General features: G+C 44.8%; 18 protein-coding genes. 3 read left to right on the forward strand and 15 right to left on the reverse strand.

All coding sequences use genetic code 11. The annotated features are described in order from the left end of the window. Positions 1 to 97: 97 nt before the first annotated feature. The 7 genes from KIK04_RS23655 to KIK04_RS23685 all read right to left on the reverse strand — a co-directional run bounded on the left by KIK04_RS23655 (position 98) and on the right by KIK04_RS23685 (position 7,876). Positions 98 to 841 (reverse strand): DUF11 domain-containing protein, encoded by a 744-nt coding sequence (locus tag KIK04_RS23655; RefSeq protein WP_232276230.1) that lies wholly within the window; start codon positions 839 to 841, stop codon positions 98 to 100. A gap of 22 nt (positions 842 to 863) precedes the next feature. After that, on the reverse strand, positions 864 to 2,522 hold the full coding sequence (locus KIK04_RS23660) for a DUF11 domain-containing protein (RefSeq protein WP_232276231.1): 1,659 nt from the start codon (positions 2,520 to 2,522) through the stop codon (positions 864 to 866). A 122-nt stretch (positions 2,523 to 2,644) separates the two neighbouring features. After that, complete coding sequence (locus KIK04_RS23665; protein ID WP_232276232.1) at positions 2,645 to 4,681, reverse strand: DUF11 domain-containing protein; 2,037 nt, start codon at positions 4,679 to 4,681, stop codon at positions 2,645 to 2,647. Between the two features lie 290 nt (positions 4,682 to 4,971). Beyond that, the gene (locus KIK04_RS23670; RefSeq protein ID WP_232276233.1) at positions 4,972 to 5,559 is read right to left on the reverse strand and encodes a GNAT family N-acetyltransferase; all 588 of its coding nucleotides are present in this window, start codon (positions 5,557 to 5,559) and stop codon (positions 4,972 to 4,974) included. A gap of 47 nt (positions 5,560 to 5,606) precedes the next feature. Beyond that, the gene (locus KIK04_RS23675) at positions 5,607 to 6,068 is read right to left on the reverse strand and encodes a MarR family winged helix-turn-helix transcriptional regulator (protein WP_232276234.1); all 462 of its coding nucleotides are present in this window, start codon (positions 6,066 to 6,068) and stop codon (positions 5,607 to 5,609) included. Between the two features lie 246 nt (positions 6,069 to 6,314). Then, positions 6,315 to 7,073, reverse strand: a complete 759-nt coding sequence (locus KIK04_RS23680) for a class I SAM-dependent DNA methyltransferase (protein ID WP_232276235.1) — start codon at positions 7,071 to 7,073, stop codon at positions 6,315 to 6,317. 35 nt (positions 7,074 to 7,108) lie between these two features. Further along, positions 7,109 to 7,876, reverse strand: a complete 768-nt coding sequence (locus KIK04_RS23685) for a kanamycin nucleotidyltransferase C-terminal domain-containing protein (protein WP_232276236.1) — start codon at positions 7,874 to 7,876, stop codon at positions 7,109 to 7,111. Between the two features lie 347 nt (positions 7,877 to 8,223). Between KIK04_RS23685 and KIK04_RS23690 the strand changes: the two genes are divergently transcribed. Beyond that, entirely contained in the window at positions 8,224 to 9,297 is a 1,074-nt protein-coding gene (locus KIK04_RS23690) for an S-layer homology domain-containing protein (protein ID WP_232276237.1), read from the forward strand. 82 nt (positions 9,298 to 9,379) lie between these two features. On the opposite strand, the gene KIK04_RS23695 is transcribed toward KIK04_RS23690, so the two are convergent. Both KIK04_RS23695 and KIK04_RS23700 read right to left on the reverse strand, forming a co-directional pair. Continuing rightward, positions 9,380 to 9,964: a TetR/AcrR family transcriptional regulator gene (locus tag KIK04_RS23695; RefSeq protein WP_232276238.1), complete on the reverse strand. Its 585-nt coding sequence runs from the start codon at positions 9,962 to 9,964 to the stop codon at positions 9,380 to 9,382. Next, positions 9,951 to 10,397, reverse strand: coding sequence for a VOC family protein (locus KIK04_RS23700; protein ID WP_232276239.1), 447 nt, complete (start codon positions 10,395 to 10,397; stop codon positions 9,951 to 9,953). Before KIK04_RS23700 ends, KIK04_RS23695 begins: the two co-directional genes overlap by 14 nt. Before the next feature lie 292 nt (positions 10,398 to 10,689). Between KIK04_RS23700 and KIK04_RS23705 the strand changes: the two genes are divergently transcribed. Next, positions 10,690 to 12,225, forward strand: coding sequence for a polysaccharide lyase 6 family protein (locus tag KIK04_RS23705; protein WP_232276240.1), 1,536 nt, complete (start codon positions 10,690 to 10,692; stop codon positions 12,223 to 12,225). Between the two features lie 193 nt (positions 12,226 to 12,418). On the opposite strand, the gene KIK04_RS23710 is transcribed toward KIK04_RS23705, so the two are convergent. Further along, entirely contained in the window at positions 12,419 to 12,769 is a 351-nt protein-coding gene (locus KIK04_RS23710; protein ID WP_232276241.1) for an antibiotic biosynthesis monooxygenase family protein, read from the reverse strand. 281 nt (positions 12,770 to 13,050) lie between these two features. Here KIK04_RS23710 and KIK04_RS23715 point away from each other — a divergent pair, with 281 nt between their 5' ends. Next, on the forward strand, positions 13,051 to 13,950 hold the full coding sequence (locus KIK04_RS23715) for a DUF2268 domain-containing putative Zn-dependent protease (protein WP_232276242.1): 900 nt from the start codon (positions 13,051 to 13,053) through the stop codon (positions 13,948 to 13,950). A 56-nt stretch (positions 13,951 to 14,006) separates the two neighbouring features. Here KIK04_RS23715 and KIK04_RS23720 read toward each other — a convergent pair whose 3' ends face one another. From KIK04_RS23720 to KIK04_RS23740, 5 genes are read right to left on the reverse strand one after another with little or no spacing between them, the layout of a single operon-like run. Beyond that, a complete protein-coding gene (locus tag KIK04_RS23720; RefSeq protein WP_232276243.1) occupies positions 14,007 to 14,861 on the reverse strand; it encodes a diguanylate cyclase domain-containing protein in 855 nt (284 codons plus the stop codon). Then, entirely contained in the window at positions 14,851 to 16,983 is a 2,133-nt protein-coding gene (locus tag KIK04_RS23725; protein WP_232276244.1) for a cellulose biosynthesis cyclic di-GMP-binding regulatory protein BcsB, read from the reverse strand. The genes KIK04_RS23720 and KIK04_RS23725 overlap by 11 nt, the downstream gene beginning before the upstream one ends. A gap of 16 nt (positions 16,984 to 16,999) precedes the next feature. Continuing rightward, positions 17,000 to 18,250 carry a glycosyltransferase family 2 protein gene (locus KIK04_RS23730; protein ID WP_232276245.1) on the reverse strand — a complete coding sequence of 417 codons (1,251 nt, stop codon included), beginning with the start codon at positions 18,248 to 18,250 and terminating at the stop codon, positions 17,000 to 17,002. 10 nt (positions 18,251 to 18,260) lie between these two features. Continuing rightward, complete coding sequence (locus tag KIK04_RS23735; protein WP_232276246.1) at positions 18,261 to 19,895, reverse strand: DUF2334 domain-containing protein; 1,635 nt, start codon at positions 19,893 to 19,895, stop codon at positions 18,261 to 18,263. Between the two features lie 50 nt (positions 19,896 to 19,945). Continuing rightward, positions 19,946 to 21,478 (reverse strand): glycan biosynthesis hexose transferase WsfD, encoded by a 1,533-nt coding sequence (locus tag KIK04_RS23740; RefSeq protein WP_232276247.1) that lies wholly within the window; start codon positions 21,476 to 21,478, stop codon positions 19,946 to 19,948. Positions 21,479 to 21,493: the final 15 nt, after the last annotated feature.

Raw genomic sequence — 21,493 nt, forward strand, 5'->3', positions numbered from 1 at the left:
CCCTCACCCTTTCTGCCCCAGCATCGTTCTGGACCATGCGTTAGAATGATCACTCGCGTCTTCCCAGCGTCTTCCCAACGTTTTTCCTGCTTCCTCTCTACTTGCAACCACTACACAAATCCTGAATCGTATTTCGCTTATTGCCCAGCTCTTGTGTCAGTGCTGACAGGGCTAAAGCGGTTCTCTGTTCACTCTGAACAATCACTTGCTGCTCCGCACTCGTAATTTTGCCGCTCAGTAAAGCCGCATTCGCTGCGCGTGTTTTTGCTGCTTCAGCAGCCAACAGCTCCTGAACAGCCTTCTCTTCCTGTTTAATCGTCCATTCGATCGTATCGCGGCTCTTCTCACAATTCGTAGGCGGGCGCACGATAATTTTCGTCTTCGTTTCATTACTAGTCGCTTCACCTACCGTGACTGGCGATCCAGATGCAGTTTGGAACTGGTACGCTAAGGTCGCTTTGTTTTTTACAAGCTCATCCGGAGGGATATTAACGACTTTCGCTAAAAATGTAACTTCGATCAGTTGGGATGTCCTTACCGTTCCTAGCAAGACTCCACTATGGACATGGGCATTCGGTTGAACAACGCCATCCACCAAGACACTACCTGGCACAAACTTTAATTGTGCAGGAAGCAGATCGTTCAAAATCGCGTTCTGTGCATCAACGAGGCCCGTATTGGTGACGAGAATGGTATAGGTCAATAGCTCCTTCACCTTCGCCTCCGTTTTGTTCACACTTTTATTCAGTTCCACTGTCGGACTGTCCACCGCTAAGGTAGTGGCCTCCGTGCTTACATCCGCATCCGCAGCCGCTTTGCTTTTTTTATTGCGAGACATCATTCTTCACCCTTTCATCCTTGAATCAGGAGCAAAAATTACAAACGGTTTTGGTAGCCGCAAGTTTGTCTTTGAGCTCGCTTTCCAGTGCAATCACACTGTCGAGCATGTCCGCGACACTGTCATTGATGCTAGCGAGATCTTGCACGGCTATTTTTTGATCGGCAAACGCGCGCGCAGCCGCTTCAATTTTTTCCGCCTCAGCACGCAATATGCGAGCAATACTATGCTCAGCCGCGGCAATCGTTTGAATGATCGCATTTTTTCCGTCTTCACAATTCGGCGGCTCAATGACTTCCACTCCAGGCTTGTTACTTACACTGGTCGCAGTCGAAAGCGGCAAGTCTGGTCTACTTTGAAAATCAAAGGTCATCGATGCTTGGTTATGCACCACTTTATCGTCAGGTTCCTTCGTGATCTTAGCCTGATACGTGATGATGACCGTTTCACCGACTGCTAAGGTACCGATGTTCACACCTGCTGCGATATCGTGTCCTGGAGCGGCCACCCCGCGGATTCGCAAGCTATCTGGCACGTATTCAAGTTCTGGATCGAGGTGATCCTTAAAAATGACATTCGTCGCATCGACATAGCCGTCGTTTTTGACTTCCAAGGTGTACGTTACAATTTCACCAACGACAGCCTGTTTCTTGTCCCCAGACTTATTCATCTTGACGATTGGGCTGTTGGCGTCAATTTGTACGCCATATCCACTCACTAAGTACGTATCCTGCTGCGTTGCAATGCGTGCGATCGCTTCCGTTTGACCATGACGCAAAGTATGCGAAACGTCTACATTCGTAATGTCCCAACCAGATCGTACGCCATATCCGTCAGACCATACGGGTGTATTCAGTGATCCCGCTGTTCCGCTCGTATCTAAGTTTCCTTGATCATCGTTAATTTGCGAGGCAAAAAAATTGTCGCCAGCGTTATTCGGCCCTGAAATAACCGCAAGGGAAGAACGATCAGGCCCAAACTCAAACCGATCACCAGGAAGACTAGAGTTGCCTTCCATCGCGGTGAGCAGCACACGGCCTCGAATATCGCCACCTTCTGGCGATTTGAAGTTGTAAATAAGCTCATCCACGGGGGGATTGAACATCGTAATAAGTTGCGATCCGACATAAATATTCATATTGCGTATTTTAAGCGTTGGATGTTTATACGCCACAGCTAACGTCCACCCGACCGTATTCGTCGAAGCTAGTAACGTACAGTCCCTAACTGTTCCAGGAACCCCACCTACGATATAAGTTCCCGCTCCACCGCTGCGCACCAAGTTCGTTACATTTGCAGAGCGCACATAGAACACTTGGCCATTCGCAGACTCTTCCCGCGCAGTAATCGCATCTGGTGCGATAGAGTGAGCAGCACTTGGAGTCGTAAACGAAACCGAACTATTGATAGCTGATCCGATATCCGTAGAGTCATCCCTCGTCGATCCGCCCCAAATCAACTCCGCATACAATACCTCGCTACCTGCAGGGAAGCGTAGCACGGCCGCAGCGGAATTTTCTTGCCACGTTAATGTACTCCCAGCGGGATAGCCTGACACTTGCTTCGACGTATCCGTTGCCAGAAATGCACCGATGTCCGTACTGCCATCGGCAAAGCCTAATGTATTTCCGGTAAACGTAATCGCTCCATTTGTGGTTTGGGTAAAACGATGAATAAATGGCATCTTGCTCCTCCTCTTTCCTCTAAACTCGTTCCCCTAAATCTGGCACGCCAACACGCAAGATAGCGTAATCCTGCACATGTCTTCGCGTTCCAAACTAAGTTCCTAGCAACAAACCTAAGTTCCTAGCAACAGACCTGCTTCGCGACTCCCAGCTTCTCCTGCAACACTTTTTCCAGCAGTGCCGTCTTTTGCACGACTTTCTCCACACTCTGATTAATCGTCGCAAGCTCTTGCGCGGAAATTCGCCCCTCTTCAAACGCTTTTACTGCGTTCTGCACTTTTACTCGTTCTGCTTGCAGGATTCTCATCAAGCCGAGTTCTTGTTGGGCCACCGACTCAAAAATTTGATTTTGTGCCTTTTGACAATCGGTTTCCAACCAAGCTGTAATCACATTACTCGCTACGGTATCCTGACGCACATCACTACCTGGCTTCAACTGGAATTGATAAGCGGCTTCCGCTTTGTTATCTACTTTCGCTGGCAGCGGTTTTTGTACCGCGACTTGGAACGTAATGACAGCCGATTGGTCAGGATTCAAGGTACCGAGGGGAATTCCAGTTGTTAAGTCCCCTGCCACAGGTGTGCCGTTCACTTTGATGCTGCCTGGAACGAGCGTCGTGCCCGCAGGAATCGCATCTTTAATCGTCAGCGCATCTACGGGTGTATCACCGTTGTTCGTCACATCTAGCGTATACGTGATCACATCGCCTACTTTGTCGTACACGGAGCGATCTTCACTCTTCACCAAGTCCACTTGCACATGCTTAATGACCGTATCTGCTGCGTTCGAACTACTAGCTCCCGAGGTGAGCGGAAGCCCTGCTGCACTTTGAAACTCATAATCGAGCGTCCCCGTATTACTCACCTTGCCACTCGGCGGAACGGCGGTTACTTTTACTTTAAACACGATTTCGGTGGGCCCCTCGAGACTTACAGAACCGATGTTGACCCCTTTGGTTGGATCGTCACCTGGCTTGGCTTGTCCATCGATCGTTAAACTGTTGGGCACAAATTGCAATTCAGCGGGAAGGATGTCTTTAAAAACGCCATTCTGTGCTTCGACGAGTCCGCTATTTTCCACTAAAATGGTGTACGTTAGTTCGTCACCGACTAACGCGATATCCTTATCGACTGTTTTGTCGATCTTAATATTCGGACTGTTTACATCAATTTGAATACCTAGAGCAGATAAGACGAATCCGTCCATGTCGGTTTTGAGACGTGCAGTTGCTGAGGTCTGTGAGGTATCCATGGCATTGGAAATATCAACGTTCGTAATATCCCAGCCATAGCGTTGTGCGGTTTGTTTTTGTCCTGGCGTAACGTTGTTCGTTCCTGCTGTTCCACTCGTATCTAAATTTCCATCATCATCGTTGATCTGGGAAGCAAAAAAGTTGTCCACGGCGTTGTTCGGGCCGGAGATCGGTTGTAAGTTGCTTGGAGATGGACCGAACAAGAATTGATCCTTCGTAATGTAGCTGTCACCTTCGATCGCTGACAATAAGGCTCGTGCTTTAAATGGTTTGGACTCCGGTGTGCCAAAGCCCGTAATCGTCTGATCGACGACGCTTCCTCTTTCCACGGAGGCGGTACCTACATATAAGTTCATATTACGTGGAGGTAAAGAAGTATGTTTGTATACGACAGCAAGCGTCCAGCCCGCTGAGTTGCTTTTGCTTGGTCTCAAGATTGTAGCCGGTACGCCACTGACGGTATAAGCTCCTGCTCCGCCTGCCTTGACAAGTGCGGTAACATCCGTTGATCGAATGTAAAAGGTATGTTTTTCGTGATCGACGACTTGGGCAGTTACCGCATCTGGGGTAATCGGCTGTACGGCCCCCTGTGGATTGGTGAAATTGATCGGAGAGTTGATGTCCCCTGTTACATCCACGCTATTAAATTTGGCGGTGCCTCCCCAGATCAGCTCGGCATACAACACTTCACTAGCTGCTGGAAATTTTAAGACGGCCTGAGAAGCGTTTAATTTCCAATTCAATGTGCTACCTGCTGGGAAACCTGCAACTTGTTGCGCAGAGTCCAATGTAATGAAAGCTCCAATGTCGTTATAACTAGGATTAATGGAACCGAATCCCAAGCTATTACCTGTAAACGTCATCGCACCATTTGTCGTTACGGTATAACGGCGTACTATTGGCATTCTCTTCGTCCTTTCTGTCGCAAAAAATAAATAACTTGATTAGACGTTAAAGTATACTAGCCTGTACTGGAAAATATGACCTAACTATCTAAGCAATATCCATGATTAAGAACATCGCTATACATCACGGTTTTTGAAATCTTCATTTATTTTTTATCGTTTAGATGAAAATGAAATGCACAAAAGGCGTGGGATGATACCCCACGCCAAAGTTATATCTCTACATAAATATAGTCGTTCTATATGTGGCAAATTCATGAACATTCAGACGAAGCAAGCAAGCTTCCCTACTACAGCGACTTAACCATTCGGACAAAGGTGTAATGCATAAGCCTGAATTCATTTTGTTCAACGTAACCAAGTTGATTGTACAATCTTCTTGCTTTCACATTGCCAGCATCTACAGTTAAAGCACATTTGCGATAGCCATTTTGTTGTGCTAATTGCTCTGCAAGATCCATGAGCTTCGTACCGATTCCTTTGCCACGGAACTTGGAATCTACACTTAGCGTGGTGATGTAGTATTCATCATCTAATGCTTCTTTCGTTTTTAATAAGTTAAAAGCATTTTTCAGCACGTTCATTATGCCTTTGAATGTAATGAAGCTATAGCCTTTGAGCGCCGCGTTCTTATTCAGCTGATCAAGCTTGCCACCCTCAGCTGTAGTCAACACACCTGCTACTTCTCCATCGATATCAACGACGTAAGTGTGGCCGTAGCTAAATCTCGTGTTAGGTTGTAAGTACACCTTTTCAACTAACTTCGTGCTGTTGTCGGTGTTTAATTGAAACAGTTCTCCCAGCCAATCCATCGCGTCAAACATGAGTTTAGCAGCTTTCTTCGCGTCTTGCGGTAGTGATTTTCTGATCGTTTCCATGTTGGTTCCCCCTTGAATTAGGTCTGCTTACAGCTTACACCGCCTATTTATTTAGCTAACAGGATCGCCTTTACTTTTTTAAAAGTGACCATCAACTGTTCAATCTCTTCCTCCGTCACATCAGATAACAACGATTGGAAATACTTAAAAGACGACTCATTCGCTACCTTCGTTGCGGCATATCCTTTGTCCGTTATGACGACATGCTTAATGCGATGGTCGCCCTCTTTTTGCTCGAATCGTACATAATCTTTTTGAATCAACTTCTTGATGCGATTAGAAGTCGCACTTTTGTGTCCACCTTGAAGCTCTGTAATTTCGGTGGATGTTAAAGGGCCCTGCGTATTTAATAGGTCTAATAGCCGTACCTGTTCGACAGATAGCTCTTTAAAAATGTCTAATTTCAGCTCGTTCATAATATGGTTCGTTCCATAGATCATGACCTCTTCAAACAGCTGAATCGCTTCACACCATTTCGCATCCTGTTTAGTATCCATTTTTTCATCCATAAAAGTTGACCCCCTAAACTATAATATTAGTTTAACCCATAAACTATTAAATGTCAAAGGCTCGTCATGCAAACCGGCAAATAAGGTTATCTTACAGCAATTAGCCGTTATCTTTGCGCACGGGTGGAGAACACGAATATCCCGCGGACCGATTGAATGATTAGTGCGAAGAGGATGCTGAACTTAGAACACCAAAAACCCCCTCGGCCAGAGGGGGTTTTTCTATTCCAATGCATTACGTCTCTCCTAACCTTTCCTACAGACGCTAATGATAGATGCAGATAACGGAGAGAACGGCGTTTTATCCCAATCAGCATATTGATGTTCGACGCGAAAACCGTGACGGGTTAATAAAGCATGCAGCGTCTCCTGATCTGTGAACCGACAAGCAATTCGGGAAGTCGTTCGCTTATCCCCCCAATCACGCATCGTGACCCAATGCATGATATGTTGGCTAGCATCGTAACATTGTGTGCCTGATACCTTGACGTGATTTCCATCCTTATCAATAAATGATCCCCATTCTGTCTCCTCTTCATCGGATAAATCCGTTCCTTCCGGATTACGAGTCTCAAATGCAAAGATTCCATCGGGTTGTAAATGTTTGTGAACGGTCGTGAGCAAATCGATTTGATCTTGATCACTTAAGAAGGCCTGAAATGCATTACCAGTCAAATAAATCATCGAAAATTGCTTGTCCGATTCGAAGGTACGGGCATCGCCTTCCATAAAAGTAGCAGTCAACTCTTCCGCCTTCAACCGCGCATATGCGATCATCGCTGAAGAGATATCTACACCGGTTATCGTTATGCCAGCTTTCGACAGGGGTATCGTTGTTAAGCCTGTACCACAAGCAAGCTCTAACACTTCCCCAAGACTCGATCTAGCAAGCTCAAGATAGAACTGATATTTGTCCATTTCACCGTCAAACTCAAGATCATAATTTACAGGATCCAGATATTCTTCAAGATTGCTATGTCCAATCAACGCCATTCCCTCTTTCATTTCTTGTTATATATCCATCCATTAACCCACGACTGTCACTTCCTAAACGGAAGCTGTTCGATTCGATATTCGATTCCCAGCCCTACCAACCAATCGTTTAAGCCCATCCATAACTTCTCACAGAGCTGATACACTTGTTCGGTATCGTCTAATTTCCCCGCCATAACAAGCAACACGAGTTCCTTATAACCGACAGGTTTGGATTCCATGTTCAAAGACTGTTCAAACGCCTTCGCCCTTGTCAAAAAGTACTGTTTATTGGCCAGTCCAATCAGCTTGGTCGTTTGCCATACCAAATCCTTAACTCCCATTGGAATATAATTCAGATTGCGAGCCAAATAATTGTTGCGTATTTTGCCCATCGTCTCATAGGGCTCCCAGATCATAAATTCTCGCATCGTATCTTTAATCGCTTCCATACTCACTTGCATAGGTAACTCTTTGAGTTCAGCAAATACGCGCTCTGGGTCATAAATAGCAAGAACGTGAATAAAACTACCTGCTTTAATGGCCCATAAATCATCAACCGCCATTGCTCGCTTCACAAGCTCACTCTTTTGTATAGCGGCAATTTCAATTTTGAATTCCCCATAAATAAACTCATAACCTTGTATATTCATCCCGTCTCTCGTGACGACATACATCTCGATGTCGGAGTACGGGCCGTCTATTTCGAGAGCAATCGAGCCATAAGCTCCAACAGCGATAATGATATCTCCGTGAATGTCGAGTAATTGATTGGCAATATCGTTGATCATAGCCCGCTTTTCTTCTCTCGTTGTTGCGGTTGGGTATGGTAGCATGTTGAATCCCCTTTTCTGCTGATGTGATTGAACTTGTGGCTATGTAGATTTGCACCCTGTCATAGTAAAATTGAATATCCGCGCATCCTCCCGCGCTGTCTGTATGATCACATCCATCATCTGCTGCTCTGTTCGCAATGTCTTTACCCCCATGAAGATTGAATGGTATGAATGAACATCCTTAACTATTTTCATTCGACACTCACTTCACTGTTTCCTGTTTTGACCAAATGAACACGTTCGCTAACACGTTCGCTAACAAGTTCCTAAATCACCCACTAGAAAAAGTTGTGGTATCTTGATAATATTTTCATGTTAATATTTTTCACCAAGAGAGGAACAACATCATGAAACGCATGAATTTCCGTCGTTTTACTATTTTATTACTAGCTAGCCTACTCGTTCTCCCACTTTTTTCCACGCCAGCAAAGGCCGCTGAAATCGCTGCCACGGACATGTACTACCCCGTAGACATGGATGACCATTGGGCCTATGATGCGCTGGATAACTTCATTAATGCAGATTTACTGCGCGGTTATGTTGATCACGAAGGAACTGTAACCGTAAAGCCTAACCATTCCATTAGCCGTGCGGAATTTGTTTCGATTTTGGTTCGCGCGTTAGGGTTAACGAGCGATGCTTCTGGCACCGCATTTACTGATGTGAAGCAAGGAAAATGGTATTTCGAGCCGATTCGCATTGCCAGCTCCCTCGGTATCGTGAACGGCATGAGTGAAACTACATTCGGGCCTAATCAGCTTATTAAACGTGGCGAGATTGCGACCATGATCGTTAACGCCTTTTCTTCCTCCGTGTCATTTGAAGGAACTGCGAAGTCATTTAAGGACGTACCTGAATACTATGCGAAACAAGCTATTCAAAAAGCGAGTCAAGCAGGTATCGTGCAAGGCGCTAGCGCGACACAATTCAAGCCTTTTGCCAACGCAAAGCGAGCTGAAGCTGTTGTTATGTTGCAGCGTGCACTAGATTTGCAAAGCAGCGCATTGCCTGAGGATGATCAACTTAAAGCTGTTATTTTGAATCTGGAGAAGACGTGGAATCAAGCGATTAATGATAAAGCTTATGACCGCTTTCATGATGTAGATGCCCAATTTTATACGGGTTACGGCTTAGCAAATAGTAAGTATCATTCGGATGAGTTGATAGATTTAGTGAAGCAAGGATTCGAATTCAAAGTAGAAAAAGTAAGTGAGCAAAAGCTGACGGTAACCCATAAATCCGACCGTTTTGCCGTGGTTGAATCGACAGGCGGTAGCGTCAAAATGACGATGACTAAAGATGATTCATTTTCCGCGAATACGATCTCGTCTGACGGCATTTATTTGTTGAAAAAGATGAGCGACAATAGCTGGAAGATTTATGTGACATTTTTGGAAGAAGAACAAGAACAAGAACAATAAGCAAGACCTATTGGTACCCGATCTTAATTAGAGGATGGAGTGTGAACGACTAATGTTCACACTCCATTTTTGGTATAGGACATTACGATTTAAACCGCTCTAGTAAAAGAGAGATGACACCCATACTCTCTGCTAGCGATTGCTCACTGTTCGGCATTTGTGCAATCCAGAGCGCCGATTCATTCAGCGCACCCGAAAGAAAATGAGTCAACGCATCGATGGATACCCCTGCAAAGCAGCCTTGCAGCTGCATGAGTTGAAGCTGCGAGCGCATCAACTGCATGGAATGCTGCTCGTCCATCTTGCGCCACTCTTCCCACCCTAGCACCGCTGGGCCATCAATGAGCATAATGCGCTTATTATGCGGTTCCACAGCCGCAGCCACAAACGCTCGACAGCCAAAGAACAACTGCTCCCACATATCCTCACTTTGAGCGGCCTCACTTTCAACGCGTTCCGCGACCTCTTTTTGCACCGATTCCAGCACCACCTGAAACAGCCCCTTCTTATTTCCGAAATGGTGATACAGGGCTCCACGTGTCAGCTGCGTTTCGTTAACGATATCTTCCAAAGCGGTATCCGCATAGCCACGCTCTGTAAAATACATGCGCGCTACTTCTATTAACTTGCGGATCGTTTCATTCGTATCCTCTTTATTTCGTTTCATCCAACCACACTTTCTCTACATATTGGTTACTTTCGGCTTCAGCGGGAGGAATGATCGTAATGATATCAATAAGCACACCATTTGGATCACGCGTAATAAAATGGCGCTGGCCAAAGGCTTCGTCACGGATGTCGAGCTCCAACGGGAGCTGCTCCCCTTTAATCAGTCTATCGTACTCTGCATCTACATCGTCGACTTCAAAATTAAGAATTAAACCTTGTACGGTGCGCTGATAAGCCGCCGGTATAGTGGAATGCGTCGCATCCAGTAGAGCCAATTCGTAAGGAACATTGCTATGGCCATTTGCCAATCTTAGACTGACATACCAATCCGCCTCAAATACGACCTCAAATCCAAAATGGCGCGTGTAAAACGCAGCGCTTATGTCAACTTGCTCCGTCAAAATCACTGGGTAAAAGCTATTCGTTCTCATTGTTAAATATCCCCTCTCGTTTATGTAATTATACATTTTACATACATACAGTATGTATGTAAATAATTTTGTTATGCTCAATTAATTTATATGTACTGAGTTACAGACTTCCACACTCAACTCATATTCAACGCTTGTGCTGTCGGTACGCGTACATATCTAGCAATTTTATTTTTTCTTATTTTTACGATACTTTATATCAAAAATAGGTTATATATAGAAGGTGGATTTACAATCTTATACAGAGGTGATCATGTTGATGAAATCTAGCAAAGTTAGACGATTATTACTAATGACCATGTTGTCAGTAACTTTATTTCCAGTAACAAGTTATTCAGCAGTGGAAAATCAGTTACCGAGATTAGCGGGTGACACGCCAGGAGTAACAGACGTCGTGTATAACGTTGAGCCTGAAGCGGCAAGGGAAGTAAAAGTGTCGACCTCCACGCAGCTAGAGCGAGCAATTGCCCAAGCAACTGCTGGGACAACCATTGTGTTGGCAGACGGCACATATACAGGAAGCAAAGCACTGTTAATCAGTGGTAAACACGGAATCAAAAATAGTCCGATTACGATTAAAGCCGCCAACCGCGGGCGGGCGATACTTGCGGGAGCCGATGTGTTACATATTGTCCGTTCATCGCATATTGTCGTTGAGGGGCTGAAAATTACGAACACCGGAACGGACACCCGAAGTGTAGCGGTTCAGCTTGACGGCTCGAACAACGTACAACTGACACGCAATACGTTTGCCGTTCCTGCAACTGGTAAAAAGTTGGTATGGCTGGAGATCAAAGGTGAGAACAGCTCCCACAACAAGATTGATCGTAACGATTTTAACGGAAAAAGTGATCCTGCACCCGTAATCGCTTCCAGTGGACATGGAGACCAAATGTCTCAGCATGACGTGATTGAATACAACCATTTCCGCAACGTAGCGTTTTCAAAGGCAAACGGCAATGAAACGATTCGTCTTGGGTTATCGAAGCTTTCCTTTTCCGAGGGTCACAATAAAGTCCAATACAATCTCTTCGAGAATTGTGACGGCGATCTAGAGGTCGTTTCAGTAAAATCAGGAAAAAATGATGTTCGGTATAACACTTTCATAAATAACCGTGGCGGATTGACAGCCAGACATGGTCACGATAACAGCTTTTACGGCAACTTCTTTTTTGGGGATGGCGTGAAGGAGAAGGTCCTGGGCATTCGGATATATGGAAATGATCATAAAATTTATAACAATTATATGGAAGGTATAACAGGTGATGCGATAATTCTGGACAGCGGCAGGTATGACGGCGGTTCAAACGGTAAACCACCGCAATATACACCTGAAGATTTGAAATCCCACTGGCGAGTGTATCGTGCCACAGTCGTAAATAACACCATTGTCAACAGTAAAGTCGGTATTACGGTCGGTTCAACGAATACGGAAAAAAAATACGTCCCGACTGGCAGCTGGATAGCCAACAATATCGTCGCAAATAAGACGGGCATCTTATATCACGAGGCTAGCAGCACCGACACCGTATTTAAGGGTAACATCGGCTTTGGAGGTACATTGAACAATGCGTCACGCGGCCCTTCTGAAATCGTTACCGTAAATCCAGCTCTCACCATTTCTGACGGTCTACACAAACTATCTGCGAACAGCCCAGCTATAAATAAAGCCGTTAGCGATAGCAAGCTGGAGCAGCGAGTGAAAGTGACAGATGATATGGATGGTCAGCTACGCTCGAAAACCGATGTGGGGGCTGATGAATTTTCGAATGCGGCTAGTAGCCGTAAACCCCTTAAGGCATCTGATGTGGGTCCAAGTTCGTCGTAATCATTTGAAATCATCAAGCCTTAGACTGGACTGAATTACGTAAAAAGAAAGCGGCAGTCTGAGACTTGTATATTCAGTCTCGTACTGCCGCTTTTCCAATCCCTAATTCTTACATTCGAGGATAACCATCATCGTTAACTAGGATTACATTTAGAAGCACGATCACGCCACGTACTATTCGTTGGCGCAACTATTATGTATTGGGCTGTAAATTCGACAACGATTCTGCCTGTGGTTCTGCGTTGCGATGGCCGAGCACATCATAGACGCGAATTTTGAAGTCGATAAGTCCTTCCGAGCGAGGACCGCTATGCGCTTTTCTGAACTCTTCGGTTTTCATCCAGCTATCATGTGCTTCTTTCGACTCCCATAACGAATGGACAATAATTTCGTCATGCTCTTCCGTCCCTCTTAATTGCAACAAAGACACGCTTATAAAACCAGGCATCCCCTCAACAAACCCACGTTCGCGGTTCTCAAACCGCTCCACCATGCGATCGCCTCCCCCTTTTTGAATGCGAATCGTATTTGCAATAACAACCATTGCTGTTCCTCCTCTAACTGCTATTTGTACATCATTATAATTGATTATGATAATCATTATCAACATAAAAATAATTAATTTATTTTCTCTTTATGGAAATGAGGGCTGTAGTTCATTCAAATACCGAATAAAAGTTTTAGCCTGTACCCTTTCAGCTGTTGACTCTAACGTAACGTGATCCTTTATGTTGATACAAGAGATGGTTACCAAATTGTGCTTATTCACTTTGTGGAGCTCTACAGCAATTGACGACCTCTACTACCCTATTCAAGGAGACTACAATGAATATTGAAATGATGGATACGAAGGCCCAGTATGAGTCCTTATTCGCATTACCTTCGGATAAACGAGATCCTTTTTTTAGATACACGATGATGAAACCTTTAGAAACGATGTGGGCCACCATTCAAGTACCCTTAATCGCGAAACAGCCAAACGGATATGATGTTATGATGGCTACCAAAATGATGGGCTATCTTGACGTACAGGAAACCGAAATCGGGACAGCAGCAATACAGCAGCTCATGGAAATGGACGCGTGGAACATCGCCCACCAAAGCTTAACAAAATGTATCGAATACACCACTGAAGCTGGATTATGTGTAAAGGCAGACCAAGTGAAGCTAGGCATGTACATCGCTGATCCTGTGAACCTCAAGCATGTGCATGGTTACTGCGGTTTTGGCGGAATTCCTGGGTATGTCATGCTCATGATTCATCCTAACGAGTACAACGCTCCGCGCATACCCGCGCTTATTGCGCACGAATTTCATCATAACATTCGCTTTTCCTATTTTAATTGGAATCATGGTGATGTTACTTTAGGCGATTATTTAATTATTGAGGGCCTTGCTGATGCATTTGCGACAGAATTGTATGGCGAATCCATGTTAGGTCCATGGGTCACTTCGATTGATGAGGAAGAGCTTGCGTACTCGATTCATGTTATGAAAGAAGGCTTTGGATTAAAAGGCTTTGCGGAGGTTAGCGCTTATATGTTTGGTGATGAAGCGGCAAAGGAACAAGGATTCTCGCCTGTGGGCGTGTCAGCTGGCGCGGGCTATGCGGTAGGTTACCATATTGTGCAATCGTTTATGAAAAAAAATAACATGACCGTTCTAGAAGCGACGCTGTTGAGTGCGGATGAAATTGTGCAAGGATCGGGTGTTTACTTACGTTAAAATAAAGACGAAGAAGCACTACCGACATCTGTCGGGAAAGCTTCTTCGTCTTATTTTTACACGTCGTACTCCATTTGCTTTCTAGCTTGCACAATAAAGTCCAGCGGTGTTGGAATCTCCTCTGCTTCGTATTCGACTGCCCCGACGGTAAGCGTCAATTCAATCTTATACTTGTGCGCAAATTCGACCGTATTAAACAAGGTGACCTTCTCCTTCAAGCGATCGATGACGACATTAGCCCCTTCACGGTCCGTAAACAGCAACAATCCCCATGTCGGATTGTCACTGTTTAACATGTAAAGCGAATCGTTCATCCGAATGCTTGTCTCACTTATTTTCGAGACGTCGTAAATCATTTCGGTCATCTGTTCTTCATTTACCATTTGCTTTAATTCATCCCAGTATTTCACCTTCAACACTAATAACGTCAACGGGATGTTGTAGCGAGTTGATAGCGCCATAAAAATGGTCGCATCCTTCTGGAAAGAGCGGCTGTTCTTCAAGTCGGTATGCTCATCCATCGTTGCCAATGAAGCATTTTTCTTATACAGCCGTTCATTTTCATCTTGCAGCCGCTTCGTAGCAAGTGTAATCATCCATGTCACAAGGGTATACACCGGAGTCATGATGAGCCAAAAATAGTTATGGCTCTCCACGACGCCCCCTTGGACGACCGTTTGATATAACGTGTACGAACCGTAGCCGAAAATAAAGACGATGTTCAAAATTAACCCTGTTGTTAACGTCGTAAAATACGTCACAATCGCAATCAAGAAGGCGACATTCAACATCACAATGTTAAAAATATAGTGGTTGGGGTCGGCTGCTGTGAACACGATGCTCACAAAGCTAATCACAAACCACAGCATAAAGGCGCCATCAGACAACAGACTGCTTTGATTACGCTTCATCGCGCTCCCCCCGATTCTTTCTATATTTACGAACGAGGAAGATAAGTGATACGCAAACCAGAATTAAGACTAGCGCAACGGCGACGATGAAACCAAGCACGTCACTTCGTTGTAACACATCTTGAATAACAGATGTTTGTTCTTGTTCGACTTGCTGTTTGAAGCGATGCGCAAAAATATTGCCATCGTTATCGGTAGCTACACCATCGCCGAACACTTTCCACTTCGTCTCTTCGCTCGCTAACAGGTCGGAAGCCAAGTAGTAGTACCCTGGGCTAGCCCCTGTAACAGCCATCAAGCCATACCCTGCTTCATACGGAGAATCGATTAATTGCAACGTCCCTAATCGCTTACCATAGTCAGTGTCAAGGCTCATTTTTTCATTCGACTTAAAGCCAATTCCTTTAATGCCACCATGTGGAGACTTGTTCGTGGCGCCAGCTTGTTCAGGATCGTATTGAAAGTACAGCTTATCATTGTGATCACGAATGAGCTTATTGTTCTCATACGTCCCGATCACAATGACATTGTGCTGATTCAACTCAGAAGCTGCCGCCGTGTCCGCATAGAACTTAACGCTCCCCGTATTCCCCTCTGCATACTGTCCTAACAAATTAAACAGATTAGACAACGTTAAATACGTATACAAATCCCGCTCTTGTGGCAGCACAACGGCTACCTGATTAAAGCTACCATCACGCAAAAACGGGCTCGGATAATTGTTAAACAACAGTTCGGTACGATCCTTTGTGTTTAATTGCAGCATGGATTCTTTCGTCATATATGCCCACGGCATTTGATCGTTAGGCTCAATGCAGCCGCCATGTTTCAGCTCCAAATCAAAGGCCACGGTAACCGTGAAATTACCCGATATTTCAAGGTTTTTAGGAATCGGTAGCGTGAGCGAGTCGGCATTTGCCAGCTCTGCGGTTAGCTTTTTACTGCCGATAGGCTTGTTATTTACGAGCACCGTCACCATAGACCGATCAAAATCAAGATTTTTCGCATATCGAAAATCAAGGCTAAGCTTGCTAGCATCTGCGATATAACGGTTTGCTGGCAAAGAAACAAAGTACGTTCGCTCCTGATGCAACGCTCCTTTGATGTGATCCCCGCTCTCAGTCAATACCACATTGCGCTGCACTTTCACTTTCGGTGTATCCACGTTTGTCTTTGCATCAATTATTTTTATATTTTCGGTTAATTGATTGACTAACTCCTGATTCGCAATCAGACGTCCTGCCTTCACTAACAACTCAGCGTTTTTGGATGTGATGACAAGTGTTGGCTGTGTTTGGACATTAACGAGTTGTATAAGCGCTTTATTGCTTAAATCTTCTTGCAGCAACGATTGTTTAATCGTTTCAGGTAAATGATCGTAGAGCGCTACAGCTACGACTGCTTTTTTTGTCGCCACAGAACCTGCATCAAACGCTAGTATCGGGATGCTTTTATGTTTTAAGCTGTTCGCTTTAGCGAAGCCCGACAGTGCAAAGACAGATGCTTCTAGCTCTGCTGCATCGCTCTGTTTAGGGATCGCTATCGCATTTTGATTGGCATTGGTCGTGTCAATGCCGATAAACTGCGCAGCAAAATCGCGGATGCTCCCATCTAATGCGTCCTTCGTGTAGCTGATAGCGACACCCGAAGTCTGGGATAACTGTAACCAATTATCCCGTTTCTGTACCGGTACACAAATTTCGTTCTCTAGCAAGGTTTGAATATAACCTTCAATCGTTACCGTGTTGTTCCCTGTTTGGATCAACGCTTTAGGTATGCTCACCGTTAGCCGCTGCTTTTTCTGTTCACTTACAGCAGGTCTAAACGAGTGAAACTTCGTGCCGTTGATCATTAACGTGACACTGGATTGTTCTCCTTTCGCTAAAGGAGTCGTCTGATAATCGAGATTTAATTTAACGTCGTTAATGTTCCAATACGATTCAATTTCAAAAAAGACCTGATTCGAAGTCATAACACCTGATAAAGAAGTGTCTGCATTCGAAAATGTGGTCTCGTACGTGTGTAATTGACCTGCATTCGCTCTAACTATCGAACTATGATCAGGCTGAAAAAATAATAAGCATAAGCAGATCATGCCTAGCGCGGTTAATAATTTGTTCATGACCTTCGCTCCTATCTTAAAAACGTTCCGTCTTGTACCATTTTGCCTCTCTTTTGAAGATGACATCTTTTCCATACGTATATAATCCGTAAGCTGCGACAACCATCCACATTTGACAGTACGAAATGTACATCAGTAAAATGATCCATAGATTGGATAGCCTCATCTCGCCTTTTTCCGTAATAAGCGTAATAAAGGTTCCTGTCACAAATAAGGTGATTGCTAACACCCATAAGAACGTACTAAAGCCCGCAATCGTGGTATGTACATACCCTAAGGCATGCAAAATAAGCAGAATATCCGACATGATTAATGAAGTTAATAATAAGAAATAGATCGATAAAAAGTATAAAATGTCGAACCTGATATTCGTTGCCGAACGATCAAACAGTAGCGGAACATTTTTCACAATGACGTAAATGTTGCCCTTCGCCCAGCGTGTGCGCTGCTTAAACCATACTTTGAGCGTCTGCGGCTCCTGTTCCCAAGTGACTGCTTTCGGTTGAAACTTGATTCGATAGCCCATCATGTAAATACGGAAACTAATTTCCGTATCCTCGGCAATTGCCTTTACGTCCCAGCCGCCGATTCGCTCCACGATCTCACGGCGCATAATAAAGTTTGTGCCTGGAATCGTACACAACTTGAACAACTTCCAGCGCCCTGCTTGCGCCATCCATTGGAAGGATAAGGTTTCGATATTAATAAATCGGGTTAATAGGTTAGTGTCACGATTGCGTGTTCGGAATTTACCGATAACTGCACCTAACGTCTTATCGTGCATAATTTCACCTACGAGATAGCGCAAAGCTTTTTTCTCTGGCGTGTTGTCTGCGTCGTAGATGGCGATAAGTTCACCTTTACTCTGCTGAAATCCGATGTTTAACGCGTTGGATTTCCCCTTGCCACCTGTGACGGCATCCGTGTTAATAACCGTTAAGTTACGGCCCACATATCTGGATTGCAATTGACCGAGCAATTCCCTGCTATTATCCGAAGAATTATCATTAATAACAATAATCTCATACCGCTCATGCGGATAATCGAGCGCGAGCAGCGATTCCACAGTCTTTATAATGACTTTCCCCTCATTGTGTGCGGGCACCATAATAGAAACAAATGGGGCTTCACCTTCGATCTCCGGAACAGGTCTGTCCTCACTCTCGATATAGTACAAGTAACCCGCAATGATGAGTACGACATTTACGAGCAAGAGTGACCAAATGCAAATGACCGCAATTAACATTAATATATCTGCAATCGTCATAGCTGCCTCCTTAACGCTCTCTCTGTTTCATATATTTGCGTTTATACAAGCGATGGCCAATGATGAAAAAGCCTCCGAAAGCAACCATCGTGATCAAAATAATAACAATAAAAATTTTGTTCTGAACATTAAACAAGCGCTCAAAGCTTTTCGTTGTTTCTTCTTTATAAGCATAATCGGAGCTGATCTGTTTCAGCCCGTCGTTTACATTCACCCTCGAGTCATTAATAAACAGCAGCCCATTGCGTGATGACACGGTACTCTTCGGCGTACTGACCGTGTGTGCTTCTTGCTTATAATCCGCAAATGGAATCCAGCTATCGCTTAGCGTCCTTATTAGCTCGTGAAGCTCTTTCCCATCCTTCACGAAATCAAACGTGAGCGCCGTATTCATCGGAAAATCTTGTATCGCTGTACCCGCGTGTTCAAATTGCTGTAAAAACCGCGGCTGCAAGCTATACATGGATGAAGGAAACGACTTTGACGTATCTCCACGAGATTTATACATCAACCGCTCATTCGGAAATAAGATCACGGAGTCAAAAAAGTCCATTCCTTCAGCCGCATAGTGCTGATCGTACGACCAGTACATTTCAGCCCCAAATCCTAAAGGGGCGATCCCGTAATTAGCCAGCACATCGACAAAAGATGCCAGCTGCGTATTCAAGTCCCGATCCAACTGTGTAATCGTTGAAGCAACGACAGGTGCGTTTACGATAATGCTACCGTTGCGGGACTGTACATATTTCAACGTCTCCAAATACCGCTTCATCGCGGGATAGTCCGCATTGCTAAATACAGGCCTAACGCTGACAATGAACGGAATACCTGCATCATACAACTGATCCGCCATTTGTTGCAGCAATTTCAAATCCGAGAACGGATAAATTTCTTTAAATACGAGATAAGTGCTGCTCTCCTTCGTAATACCAAGCCAATCTTTGAGCACGTAAGCAATGGCTAACTCGCTTAGGTTCCCCTGCTCCAAATACGGGACGTACCCATACCGTCCATTCACAACTCCAAATGGCGTTGATTGTCCCGTACTACTAGACGCAATGGTTCCATACGTTTTCCCGTCCGTTTGCCCAATATAGCGCACATGCTGCATCTCCTGAATTTGAATCGCTTCCTGTGAGTACGGGCCAATCGATATGCTGACCGTGCTCCCTTCCGCGACGCGAGTACGCATGTTCATCTTCGATTGCACGAGAGCTGGAATACGTGTTCCAATATGCAAATAATCGCCTGCATAATGGTCAAAGTCAGTTCCATAATAGGGATTGCTTGCGATTAGATCACTCGCATTGTGAACCCCTATCACCTTCGTATACTGCTGCAATGTACCTTGCTTATACGTATCGAGCGAAGCTATAGTCACCTTTACCCCATAGGCAGCGAGCAAACGCTGGAGTGCTTCTACATTGCCTTCTCTGGACGTGCCTTTCGCCAGACTATCGTACAGTAGCAGCACATGAGGCTCGGCTTGTTCACGCTTTACAGCTTGCCCTTGCTCTATAGCTTCCTCTTGCTTTATAGCATGCTCTTGCTTTGCCTCTTGAACGGCTTGAATCACAGGAGAAGGCAGCACAAGCATCAGACTAACCGTCAACACTAACGTCCTTAACAACATTTTATTAAACATGTAAATCTCCACCTTGTCACTGTTCACCCTCATAATCGAGACCATTTTATTTAATCGGTAGCCGTTAATTCGATCTCGTTGCGCCATAATCGGTGTCCGATCGCATCCGCCACCGTCGCAAAGGTCACGACGTCGAACACGGCCGTAAACAAAAATTCGTGCTTCGACAAATCGGCGTCCCCAGCTCCGACAATGGACACGAATATGCCGGACAGCCCCATTAAAATCATAGATACCATTAGTGACAGCCGCAGCATGTGCCGCATATTCCTCGCCTTCACAGCTTCCAAAAATGACGGTACGTACAGACCGACCACGAGAATTGTCCAAATGACGACGAAGCCGAATGTTTTCGGGGCTAGTGCATGTTTAATTTTGCTATAAGTTGAAAAAAACGACGTCTGCGCCCCAAACGGTTTGCCTTCCGACTTCTCATAGTTACCCATCGCCGGCGGACGGATCGTAAACGCATGCTTAGCCGCTAAGTCTAGCATTTTAAATGCTTGATCGGGATGCGTTATATAATAGAACAAAATGGATACGAATCCGTATTTGTTATAAAACGTATTTTCCAAAATGTCCGAATCGACATCAACCGTTGTGTATGGCTCATAGTAAATGCTCTTGTTCAACACCGCGTACTGCTTGTCGATGCCGAAAGCCTCAAGCGTCGCTTCTGGATTGTCAGACTCCATCAATACACCGCGCGTCATCGCATGATACTTGTTAATGTTAACGAACTCTTTCGGGATTAGCACGTAAGTTCCAATCCCCGCTAACAGCAAGCCGACCAGCGCGGAGGCCATCCAAATTCGAAACGTCCTCTCTTTTCGAATAAAGATGAACAGGACACATGTTACCGCGATAATGATACCAACTGGCGCATTTTGCTGCTTACTCGTCGTTAGTAGTAGGCCACTCACAAAAAATACAGCGATTAGCACGTAGTCGTTGTACCTATTTCGATAGAGCAGCAACCCTGATGCAAATAGAAGCATTAACATAATCATGACGATACTTTCACTGAAAAATGAGTTCAAAAAAGCGGTGTAAGCCGTATCTGCAAAAATAAAAATAGCGATTAGCGCGATCGGATAGCCGTATTTCACCGGCATCTTCCATGTCAGGCTCTCGATCAGCAAATAGACCGCGATCGTATATAACGCCGTAAAAATGGCCGTTTGCACGCGTATGTCGAATACTTGTGGATTAAATAACGCGTTTATCCACACAGATAACCGAATAAATAACGACTGCGACGATGATAAGGTCGCACCATTTTCATTGTAATATTGGAATATTCCGTATTCTTTGATGAAATAACCAAGATATTGACTATCGTAGTCAGGTGTATTGAAATACAGACCGTTGCTGTATAAAATGCGAAAATAATCGCCGTTGTCTGCCATTCCAATATAAGGTGGCACGAACAATGCAAGTACCGTAATGAATAATACACCGCCAGCAGCTAGCATCGCTGGTGATACATAACGGCAGAACAATATAAGAAACAACTTGAAGTTATGTTGCATCTTGTTGTCATGTTGCACTTTGCTGTCATGTTGCGTCTTGATGATTGCCATGTTGCACGCCTACCT

The organism is Paenibacillus sp. 481 (assembly GCF_021223605.1).
GTDB lineage: Bacteria > Bacillota > Bacilli > Paenibacillales > Paenibacillaceae > Paenibacillus_B.